4 protein-coding genes and 2 pseudogenes are annotated in these 12,398 nt (G+C 33.7%); 3 read left to right on the forward strand and 3 right to left on the reverse strand.

What is annotated here, in order from left to right; genetic code table 11:
- The first annotated feature begins 338 nt into the window (after nucleotides 1-338).
- The 3 genes and pseudogenes from mutS to V5787_RS10810 all read left to right on the forward strand — a co-directional run bounded on the left by mutS (nucleotide 339) and on the right by V5787_RS10810 (nucleotide 4,048).
- The gene (gene mutS / locus V5787_RS10800; RefSeq protein ID WP_336893231.1) at nucleotides 339-2,951 is read left to right on the forward strand and encodes a DNA mismatch repair protein MutS; all 2,613 of its coding nucleotides are present in this window, start codon (nucleotides 339-341) and stop codon (nucleotides 2,949-2,951) included.
- Nucleotides 2,952-2,986: 35 nt separating this feature from the next.
- Nucleotides 2,987-3,604 carry a trimeric intracellular cation channel family protein gene (locus V5787_RS10805; protein ID WP_336893232.1) on the forward strand — a complete coding sequence of 206 codons (618 nt, stop codon included), beginning with the start codon at nucleotides 2,987-2,989 and terminating at the stop codon, nucleotides 3,602-3,604.
- A pseudogene (locus V5787_RS10810) lies at nucleotides 3,601-4,048 on the forward strand (RNA methyltransferase). The gene V5787_RS10805 and the pseudogene V5787_RS10810 overlap by 4 nt, the downstream one beginning before the upstream one ends.
- A 3-nt stretch (nucleotides 4,049-4,051) precedes the next feature.
- Here the strand turns inward: V5787_RS10810 and pbpC are convergent.
- From pbpC to V5787_RS10825, 3 genes and pseudogenes are all read right to left on the reverse strand, one after another.
- Entirely contained in the window at nucleotides 4,052-6,400 is a 2,349-nt protein-coding gene (gene pbpC / locus V5787_RS10815) for a penicillin-binding protein 1C (protein WP_336893233.1), read from the reverse strand.
- A gap of 89 nt (nucleotides 6,401-6,489) precedes the next feature.
- On the reverse strand, nucleotides 6,490-12,021 hold the full coding sequence (locus tag V5787_RS10820) for an MG2 domain-containing protein (protein WP_336893234.1): 5,532 nt from the start codon (nucleotides 12,019-12,021) through the stop codon (nucleotides 6,490-6,492).
- Nucleotides 12,022-12,233: 212 nt separating this feature from the next.
- Nucleotides 12,234-12,398 (reverse strand): annotated as a pseudogene (locus tag V5787_RS10825) (IS1595 family transposase); the annotation flags it as partial.

Consider the following 12,398-nt stretch of genomic DNA (forward strand, 5'->3'; position numbering starts at 1 on the left):
CAAGATACAGAGGTATGGAAAAAATGCATACTCAAAATCTGATGGAAGCTATTTGTTACAATTTATATAGAAGTCCTGGGATAATTGCCACTAATTCTAAAAACTAAAGGAAAATGAACCAAAAAATAGATCCATAACTAAGATAAACAATGAAAATAAGAAAAAAAATATAAATTTTAGATTTAAAAAGTAAAAATTGAAATCTAAAACTGAAAAGAGCATTATGCAACGGTCTTATGTTACTAAGCTACAATTTTCTATTGACTAACCTTTTAATATTTTGCGCCTAAAAAGCAAAAAACGTAAATTCGCATTTCACGAAATAAAAAGCGAATATCTTGGCAAAAACAAAAGCGAAAAAGGAGACTCCTTTAATGAAACAATACAACACCATCAAGGCTAAATATCCTGATGCAATGTTGTTATTTAGAGTCGGAGATTTTTATGAAACTTTTAGCGAAGATGCCGTAAAATGCGCCCGTGTTTTAAATATTACCCTCACCAAAAGAGGAGCTGGTAGTGAAACGGAAACAGCATTGGCAGGATTTCCGTATCATTCGCTGAACACTTATTTGCCTAAATTGGTAAAAGCAGGAATGCGTGTGGCTATTTGCGATCAATTAGAGGATCCTAAAATGACTAAGACTATCGTCAAACGTGGGGTGACAGAACTAGTAACTCCAGGTGTTTCTTTTAATGATGAGGTATTACAATCTAAGAGCAATAATTTTTTAGCTGCGGTTCATTTTGGTAAAAAAGCATTAGGAATTTCTTTTTTAGATGTGTCGACAGGTGAATTTTTTACCGCCCAAGGCTCAACAGAATACATAGACAAGTTATTGCAAAACTTCCAACCTAGCGAGGTATTGATTCAAAAACAACATCGATTAAAATTTACAGAAATTTTTGGAAACAGCTTTCATTCATTTTATTTAGACGACTGGGTTTTTCAAATGGATTTTGCCAAAGAAAGTCTGACAAATCACTTTAAAGTAAATTCATTAAAAGGTTTTGGAATTGACGATTTACAAGAAGCTATCATTTCTTCTGGTGCAGTATTATATTATCTCTCAGAAACACAACATAACAAAGTAGAACATATTGCTTCTATTCAAAGAATTCAGGAAGACAGCTATGTTTGGATGGATCGTTTTACCATTCGAAACCTCGAATTATATGCTTCTACAGAAGCAAATGCTGTTACCCTTTTAAATATAATCGACAAAACGATTACTCCTATGGGTGCTCGTTTATTGCGTCGTTGGTTGGCTCTTCCTTTAAAGGATATCGAACAAATAAAAAAACGTCAAGACATCGTTAAATATTTGATAGATACTCCTGATTTTTATGAATTAGTTACCTATCAGACAAAACAAATTAGTGATATTGAAAGACTGGTTTCTAAAGTCGCTACAGGGAAAATTCACCCTCGTGAAGTTGTTTTTCTGAAAAATTCCTTACAGGCAATTCTACCTATAAAAGAAGTAGCTGAAAAAAGCAGCAATAATTCGTTAAAATCCATTGGTAAACAATTACACGACACCAAAGAACTTAGAGAAAAAATAGCAACAACACTCTTTGAAGATGCACCAGTAAACATCAATAAAGGAAATAGTATCGCTACTGGAGTTTCGCAAGAATTAGACGATTTACGCGCTATTTCTACTTCAGGTAAAGATTTCTTAAACCAAATGTTGCAACGTGAGATAGAACGTACTGGAATCACCTCTTTAAAAATTGCCTTTAACAATGTTTTTGGTTATTATATAGAAGTAAGAAACTTACATAAAGATAAAGTTCCCGAAGAATGGATTCGCAAACAGACTTTAGTAAATGCAGAGCGTTATATTACAGAAGAACTTAAAGAATACGAAACCAAAATATTAGGTGCAGAAGAAAAAATATCGAAACTAGAACAAGAAATTTATATAAATCTAATCCAATACCTAACTCGTTTTATCAAAGACATGCAGTTAAATGCACAATTGATTGGACAAATCGATTGTTTGAGTTCTTTTGCTACCGTTGCTACAGAAAACAGTTATGTACGTCCTATTTTGAATGACACTACCGACTTAGTAATAAAAAATGGCCGTCACCCTGTAATTGAAAAACAACTTCCTGTAGGTGAAGAATATATTCCCAATGATGTGATTCTAAACAGAACTTCACAACAAATCATTATGATTACAGGTCCTAATATGTCTGGTAAGTCAGCTATACTGCGACAAACTGCTTTGATTGTTTTGTTAGCACAAATGGGGAGTTATGTACCTGCTCAAAATGCAAAAATTGGAGTGGTGGATAAAATATTTACTCGTGTAGGTGCTAGTGATAATATTTCTATGGGAGAATCTACTTTTATGGTAGAAATGAATGAAACAGCGAGTATTTTGAATAATGTCTCGGACAGAAGTTTAATTTTATTAGATGAAATTGGTCGTGGTACCAGTACCTATGATGGTATCTCCATCGCTTGGGCTATTTCCGAATATATCCATGAACATCCAACCAAAGCCAAAACACTCTTTGCTACACATTATCACGAATTAAATGATATGACCAAAACTTTTGAGCGTATCAAAAATTTTAACGTCTCAGTAAAAGAATTGAAAGACACGGTTATTTTCTTGCGTAAATTAGTGTCAGGAGGAAGTGAACATAGTTTTGGTATTCATGTAGCAAAACTAGCAGGAATGCCAACTCAAGTGATTAATAGAGCCAACAAAATGTTAAAACAGTTGGAAAAAAACCATACTAGTGATGACATCAAAGAAAAATTGAAATTAGCCAAAGAAGAAGATGATTTACAACTGAGTTTTTTCAAATTAGACGACCCATTGTTGGAAGATATCAAAGAAGAAATTTTAACAATAAACATTGATACTCTAACGCCCATTGAAGCTTTGATGAAATTAAATGAGATCAAGAGAATGTTGACAAAAAATTAGGAAGCAAAACTCCTTTTCATTTTAAAAAACAAATTATGGAAATAATAATTGGACATATCACTGTAATGGGTTCTTTTGTTTTCGCTGTTTCTGGAGCTTTAGTCGCATTGCGAAATAAACTAGATCCGTTTGGAGTGCTAATTGTAGCATTTATTACAGCCGTTGGAGGAGGAACCGTTAGAGACGTATTATTGGCAGATAAAGATGTTTTTTGGTTATTTGACACTAATATTACTTATGCTATTATCTCTGGAGCAGCAATTGCCATACTGTTTAGAAACAAACTCCGTTTTTTCCGAAAGCCCTTCTTTTTTTATGATGCTATCGGCCTAGGTTTATTTACTATTACTGGGGTTCAAATAGGAATAGACTACCAGTTAAATCCTCTAATATGTATTCTTTTAGGAACGATTACTGGAGTTTTTGGAGGTGTCCTTAGAGATGTTGTTGTCAATGAAATCCCAGTAGTTTTTCAAAAAGAAATTTATGCAACAGCAAGTATTTTAGGTGGAGCTTTGTATCTGATATTAGTGTTTTATAAAGTTCCAAATCCTTATTTACAAATCATTCCGATCACTTTTATTATCATCGCAAGAATAGTCGTTGTTACTTATAACATTTCCCTCCCTAATATTTATAAAAAAGAACAATGATCGACAATTTAGAACAAGGATTTTTCGGAATCGGAATACAAAATGGTAAAACACCCGAAAATTTAGGTGTATTATGGTGATCTGCCCAAAACATGGGTGCTAGTTATATTTTTACCATAGGAAACCGCTATGCAAAACAAGCTTGTGACACTCATAAAGCTGTGGGAGCAATGCCTTATTTTCATTACGAAACATTTGAGGATTTTTACAAACAGCTGCCTAAGGAGCTATGCTGGTAGGTGTAGAGCTCGACGACAGGGCTCCTTTAGAAACGTTTGAACACCCTAGACGCTGTGTTTATTTATTAGGCGCAAAGATCATGGCATGTCTAAATTAGCAATTGAAAAAACACATCATTTGGTGAAATTTGATACTCCTTTGAGCTTAAATGTTTCCGTAGCTGGCAGTATTGTAATGTATGATAGAGGCATGAAGAAATTTTAAACCTCACTCTAATATTTCAAGATCTAAGCTTCCTTCATTTCCCAAGATATCTACTACGGTAATTTTATGTATCCCCGGTTCTACCAGTATCGATTGTTCATGTATACTGGTTGTTGTACCTAAATATTTTTCATTTATATACCAAAAGACCTGAGTCTCTTCTATACTATGTGCTAATTTTAAAACCAACGATTTCCTTAGCCCATCAAAACCTTTGGGCAAATATATTTTCGATTTGTCTTTTGGGTATACAAATTCCATCTTTTTCTTTTTATCTCCCACACAATCCAGTCTAAAGCTAGGTAGTGGTTTATAATAAGGATTTTTCTTTTTGTAATAATATTCCATCAAAGGAGGCAATACAAACCAACTTTTATGATGTATCTCTTTTATATTTTCACAAGAAGAATTTACTTGATAGGTTTCCTCTTTATTTACATGTACCCAAAAATGAAAGGGGCAAGGTTCAGTATCTACACCTCTTTTCTGAACCATTACAGTGTCTTTATCCGGACATATTAGCTTTGCCAAACTTCCACTTTGTTTGCAAACAACAACTCGTTCTAAATCAGCATAAGGCTCTTGAAACCAATAAGAATTTGGTAATAAATCAAAAACATCAAATAATACTGGCCCCGCAGAAGAAACTCCAGTTAATCCAGGTCTGCCTTCCCCATCTGCATTACCAACCCAAACTCCTACCACATAATCTTTGGTACTGCCTATAGCCCATGCATCACGATAACCAAAACTCGTACCCGTTTTCCAGGCAATTTCTTTAGAGGAATTAAAAAACTCCCAGTTTTCATTTCCTGTAGGTCGATTTACTTCTTTCAATGCTTTGTAAGTTAAAAACAGAGATCCTGCATCAAAAATGGTTTTTTGTTTCGATATTTTTCCAAAATCAACATTTTGATTGTTCTCCAATATAGGCTCTGCAAATTCATTGGAGTAATACCTGTTTTCTGTTTCAGAAAAATGATTTATTGTCCCTGAAAATCCCGCATACACACGACATAAATCCCATAAATTACTCTCTGCCCCTCCAAGAATTAAAGACAAACCATAATGATCTGAACCTTTGGTAATATCTTTCAGTTTTAATTGCTTTAAATAGGCATAAAAACGACTCAGTCCGAACTCTTGTAACATCTTTACCGCAGGCACATTTAACGACCGTGACAAGGCTTTACTTGCAGGGACAGCTCCATCGTATTGCATATTGAAATTTTTAGGGCTATAAGAAGCTATCTCAGTAGGCACATCAGCGATCAAAGTATTTGGCAGTATTTCACCTGTATCCAACATAGCCGCAAATAAATAAGGTTTTAAAATACTACCTGTACTTCTAGCCTTATGAATAATATCCACCATATTTTGATGTTGATTATCCGTAGGAGTATTACCTACATAGGCTAAAACTTTCCGTGTATGCACATCCAATACCAAGACAGACATATTATAAACTTCATTTTGTTTTAAGTTTAAATAATGACGTTTTACCACTTTATTTACGTTTTGTTGTAATTGCACAGGAATACTTGTTTGAATATTTAAACCTGGTTTGAATTGGACAAATCGTTCTAATAGATGTGGTGCTTTTTGTGGTAGTGAATGAGGTTTTGTAGGCAGTTGTTCTTGAACAGCCAATTTATAAGTTAAAGAATCTATGATATTCTTATCGAGTAATTTTCCTAACAAACGATCTCTTTTTTTAAGAAGTCTATCTTGATTTTTTCCAGGATAAATCAAACTTGGCGCATTGGGTAATACGGCTAAAGTAGCATTTTCTGCCCAAGACAATTCCAAAGAGGATCTTCCAAAATATCGCCATGCAGCAGCTTCTATCCCGACAACATTGCCGCCAAAAGGAGCATTGGAAACATATAATTTTAAAATTTCTTTTTTTGAATAACGAAACTCCAATCGAGTGGACAATACCAACTCTTTTAACTTTTCTAAATAGGTTCTTCTTTTTCCTTTTCTCGACAAACGAATTACTTGCTGACTAATAGTACTACCTCCTCTTTTGACGCTATTTTGTTGTAAATTTCTCCAAAAAGCTTTAGCTATCGATACGGGATTAAAACCAAAATGACGAAAAAAATAAGCGTCTTCAAATTGTAAGATACAGTGTTCAAATTTTTCTGACACAGAATCATGATAAGGAAACCTCCATTGTCCGTCTTTTGCTATTTTCGCTCCTAACAGCACCCCTTCTCTACTTTCAATAACCGTAGATTTAGGTTCTTTAAAAAGCTGATTTGGTAACGAGAAATAATAACAAATCAACAAAAGAAAGCCTACCACTACCCCTACTGTTCTCTTGTGTGTTTTTCTACTTATAACCAATACTTAATCTTTTAAAAATCAAAAACAACAGTTTGAAATTTCAAGCAATTGCTCTCTTTACTGAAATATCTTCTTCTTTAGACGCCTCTTTATTTAACCACTTGAATCCATTGACCTTTGGTTCTAGAAAAATAATCATAATCATACATGGCTTCTGCCTGTACTCCTGGCAAATAATACTTTCCTAGATAAGCGGCATTTAAACGTACTGTAAATGTTTTTACTTCATTTTTTTCCATTGAAAAGTAAAAATTCACACGATCATCACGAATATCTGTATAGTCAAATTGATTATCTGTTGCCCCTCCATAATCAGTAAACCTGGTATTTACAATTTCCCAGCCTGAAGGGAATATTTGCGTAACTGCAATATCATTTACCTTTTCTTTGTTCGTGTTTGTCAATGTCACCATGGCCACAAAATCGGTTCCTTGTGTTAATTTTTCAAATGAAAGACGATTCCCTTTTGAATCAACATATTTGACATACAATTTAAAATTTCTCTGTGCTACCAATTCGTTGCCCAAAGGTAATACGCCTGAATTTACAATTCGTATAAAAGCTAAATTTCCAATATTATTTTGAATTGAAAATTTATTGATTTCTGTTTCCTTTATTTCTAATGTTCTCTGAGCAATTGTACTAGGAGTATTGATCGTTTCTAGTTTTCCATTTATGCTATACGTAACATTTAACTCTTTCCCTCCATTTAAAGCTACCATTTTAGCCATTGACAACAAACAGTAAGCCGTTGTTTGAGTACTCATCCAAGTGTCTGAAGAGAGTTTTTTTGCGATGACTTTAGCCATTTCTCTCGATTGCTTGTCTTGCATCAACAACATAGTTTCCATTGCCATGGCTCTGTTTCTATAAGAAGAGCCATAGGTAGAATAATCTTTTTTGTTTTGATCAAAATCAATCGTTGCCAATTGCATCAATTCAGAAGCAGCCTCTTTTTGTCCTGCCAAAGCATATGCTGCCGCCAACCTCCATTTTGAAACATTAGAAATCTTAGAAAATTCACGCAATCTATTCATTGCAGCCAGGTCTGCTTCACCAGCCAAAGCCAAGGTGTACAAACGATATGCCTGAGTCATTCCCGAGTTCCAAGAACTATAATTAGCACCCCAAGCTCTAACTGCTTGTTTTTGATAGCGCAACCAATTACTCATAAAAGCAAGCGGTAAAGAGAATCCTTTCTTTTGTGCTTCAATCATAAAATGACCTGCATAACTAGTTCCCCAATCACTAGAAGATGTGCCTCCCAACCAATAAGAAAGCCCACCTGTAGGCAGTTGAAAATCACCCAAACGCTGAATTCCATTTTCAATATTCTTTTTTATGTCAAATTTTCTATCCCCAGTAAGATCAAATATATCTGCTAAAAACAACTGTGGAAAAACACTAGATGTCGTTTGCTCCACACAGCCGTGAGGATAACGAATCAAATAATCCAATCTCTTTGCAAAATTCATCGGCGGCAGGGTTGATATTTCTAACTGTACTATATTGGTTCCTTTTTCTCCAATGCAACTAAAATCAGCCTTTACCTCTTTGTTGGCTTCTACTTCTAAGTCGATAAATTTGCTAGTAATAGGATTCGGGTTTACCACATCAATTTCAATTTCTTGAGTAGTCGTTTCTCCGTTATATTTTGCAATCACTTGTATGTGTTCAATTCCTTGTCCTTCTTTTACCTCCAGATCGAAATAAACCATTTTCTCTTCTGGTTCTTGAAAACGAACTATTTTTTTATACTGTCCAATAATTTCAATCCCATCGCTAACTTTTAACCTTACCTCAACATTTTTGATAGAATTTTCCATTGCAAAAACCGTTACTGGCAGAGTTACTTTTTCTTTAGGACTTAACTTCCTAGGTAAGGAAGCAAGTAACATTAAGGATTTTCTAACAGGAATTGTCTTTTCAACTTTTCCATATGCTTCGGTCATATTATCTCCTGCCACAACCATAGTTCTCACTGAACCAATATAATTTGGCATTTTTAATTGATGTGTTTTCGTAGCACCCGCTTGTAACACAAAAGGACCTAAAACGGTAACTACAGGTTTAAATCGGTTTGCTTTGGTTGGCTCTTTATCTTCCCCTTCTTCATCTCCACCAATAGCAAATACCTGACTTATAGCACCAGCAAAAGCACCAATTATATGATCAAAAACATCCCAAGTTCTTACACCCAAAGCTTCTCTAGAATAAAACACACTCCATAAATCAGGTGTTTTAAAACGTGTTAAATCCAACAAACCTTCTTCTACCACTGCCAAAGTATAAGTCATCCTTTTTCCGTTCTCTTCGCTAACCTCCACTTCATAAATAGTTTCTGGTTTTAACTCATTCGGCATGGAAATTTTCGGTTTCAATTTGCTATTAGCATCTACTACAACAATTGGAATAACACCATACAAACGCAGAGGCAAATCGTTCGCTACAGAGGCATGTGGCTGTAATAAAGAAATATTCACAAATACATTTGGAGCCATTTCTGGAGTAATGGTAAATTTAGCCGTTGTTTGCCCTTTTTTTGTTTTAACCCATTGAGTCTCTAATACCTTAGAACCATTTTCAATACTTACCAATGCATTACCTTCAGTACCCGATGGAAATGTTATTTCAGCCACATCACCCACTTTGTACATTTCTTTGTCCGAGTTAAAAACTAACATGGTTGCTGATTCAGAATTCCCTCCTGACGAGTTTGACCGCCAATCTCTAAAAAAATAAGCTGTCCTACCGGTAGAGTGCCCGCTGACAGGATCCGTAATACGAATTAAATAACGACCATTTTTGTCATTTGGAATATTGATATTTACCAATCCTGTTCCTCGACTGCTGGTACTGATTTCAAATTCTCTAAACAAATACCTATGTTCTGTGTTTACATATCTAGCTAAATTATCAGAATTTGAACTCCACCACCAAGACCAATTGATTTCATAAACTTTTACAATCAATTTTTTTCTTGCAATCGGAGTTCCAGTATCGTCCACCGTAGCAACAGAAAATTCGATGTTTTTATCTGTCACATAAGAATTCCCATATCTTTTAGACGCAGGTGATTTAAGGCCTACCAAACTGACAAAAGGAGAAATTTCTTTCGTCATTACATCAAAAGAAAAATCACCTCCATTTTCAAAAACACGTGTTAAAAAAGTTGCTCTTAATTTACCCGGTGCGGCATTTTTTAAATTTATTTTCTTGTTTATTTTAGCTTTCCCCAAGACGTCTACTTTACCCTCAAAAACTATCAATTCTTCTGTTAAAAACTCTTTTATAGGGTCTTTAAACGTATAATTTGGAAAATTTTCAAAACCATTAGAAGAAGCTGAAATTTTCATCTTTACTTCCGTTTTTAAGTTTTTCGCAATTGCTCCGTGTAGCCATTTCACCTCAATATCTCCTTGAATAGGTTTACGAACACTTAATAACTCATCTTTAAAATCAATCTTAATTTTTAATCGATTTGGTTTTACGGTTTCAATCTTTAATTCTTTGTGAAAAACAGAACCTCCAACCATCACTTTCGCCGTCCAATTCCCTGTTATATCAGTGGTAGCTATAGGAATATCAAATCTAAAAAAACTATTTACTCCTTTATTTACAATCTTTTGATATTTTAATTTACCCTGTGGATCTCTTACTTGAATTTTGATAGGGTGTGCTTTTGGAAGCGGATTGTTTGCGTCATTTAACACAAAAAATGTATGTATGGTATCTCCAGGTCTCCACACTCCGCGTTCTCCATACAAATACCCTTTTAATCCTTTTCTTGTCTTTTTTCCTCCGACATTAAACTTACTTAAAGAAAGTGAGTTTCCTTCGTTTAATTTTACATACGTTTTGCTAGCACCAGCAGAAACAATTGCAAAAGAGGCCTTTGCATTGGCAGTTATAGTTACAATTCCGTCTACATTTGTATCGGAACTTATAATCAATTGTTTTTGATAATTGTATAATTCTACATGGGCATTTTCAATAACCTGAGTCGTTAATATATCCGTAACAGCAAAGAAATATGTATTTTCCAATCCATTTTTCACAATAACTCCTACATTGGAAGCAAGGATATTTGCACCAACCCAATTATAATAATAATAAGAATTTGTACAAGGGTCATCCTTGTCGAGCCAATTATAATCGTAATAATGAGCTAAATAATAACCTTCTCCGTCCCAATAAGTTTCTTGCGTTTCTAGTTCATTTATTTGATTTATCGGATCTCTTTTTGGGATGGTATAATCCACTTTAAGCAAACCTTCTTCACAAGAATACAAGGAATAATTTTTTCTAATACTTAGCTCTACACGATATACAGCCCCCTGATCGGTTCTTAACAAAGAATCCAAATCGATGGCATAATTTCTCCATACTCCATCGTTTTCCATATCATTCTGAACCAAAGGAATTGTCTTCCTTATAATACTTCTCCCAGCAGATCTTAAATTTGATCTATGTGAAGTTGTTAATTCGGAACCCTGTAACAAACTTAAAATATTGGTTGCGTACAATTTGATAATATTGATATCAACCGCTTTTAAATTAACCGCTTTAAAATTAAATTTTAAGTTTTTAGAATCCGGTAATATTAGTCCATTCGTAATCAAACGAACCTCTGGTTTTAACTTATCAAAGACGAGAGATTCTGAATAATTTTCTTTTAGTTTGTATCCGTTTTCATTCTTTATTCCTGTAAAAGCAATAAGTTTTACTTTTCCTTCAACTCTTTTTGAAGGATATACCTTTAACAAGTTTCCTTCAACTATATACTTTACCTTATTTTCTCCATTTATTGTAACAAGTCCCTTAAAAATTTGCCCCTTCTCCAAAGGGTCAGAAAAATTTATACATACATGTTGTTCAGGAAATTGCTTTACGTAGATATTAATTACAGAAAAATTATTTTTCCCAAATATTTTAATTTTTGATGATCCTTTATTATCAGAAACTCCAATACCCACTCCATTCCACTTAACTTCAATTTCTGAATCCTCTAAATATCTTTCGATACTATCAATAACAAACACAAAATGCGTGCTTTTATAATCTAAATCACCCTGCCAATTTATAGTTAATTTTTTTTCGTTTTGAATTGCGCTTACCAAAGTTTTTGCTTCTTCTAAGGTAATTACATCAGCCGATTGTATTTCACCTTTTATATATTGTAACGATTGTGAATAAGACTGTGTTTCTTTTGTTTTAATTAAAAAATTAGGAGTGATGGTTTTAAAGGAAAAAGAAAAGTTTTTATAGTCACTACCTACATCGGAAATTAATTTATCCAATTGTAAGTTACAGGTGTATTTTGTGTTAGACAATAAGGTTTCCGTTGGGGTAAACATCAATAACTTTTTGGTTTTTAACACCCATTTTCCTTTTACTTTTGGTGAAAGTTCCAGTATATCCGTTGGTAATTCAGAACCTACTTCAAAGATATTTATGTCTTTCACCATAAATATCTTTACTTGAGAACCTTTAGAAACAACTCCTTGAGTGGTGTTATAAATAAATTCTTCAAAGTTAGAAGTCGGTGTTTTAACAGGTGTTTTATCACCACATGCCATTACAAAAAGTAATAGCAGAGCGTAGGTAAGTTTCTTTATCATTTTTAGTAAGATTGAGAACAAAGGTACATCAAATATATTTTCTCAATTCATCCGTATAAAGCATTTCTTTAAAAAAGAACCTTAGTACTCAAAATCTTGTCTAATTCTAATATTCACACCTAATTAAATTTCTCTTTTGCCTTAGCTCTTTATTGCTTTTTCTAATTCCGTTTTGTAAGTCCGGTTGGTTATAAACATATAATTCTTCTGAGTTATACGCCTAGTGTCTGTTTTGTGTTTTTTTGATATTTAGGTTTTTGTAGTACCATTCTAAGAATTGTTTTATGAAAAATGGATTCTTTGTATTGTGACCTATTAATTCTAAAACAAAATTTATCAAAGTAAGCTTGTATATGCCATTTACTTACATGAGTTGG

This window comes from Flavicella sp. (assembly GCF_037132785.1).
Classification (GTDB): Bacteria; Bacteroidota; Bacteroidia; order Flavobacteriales; family Flavobacteriaceae; genus Flavicella.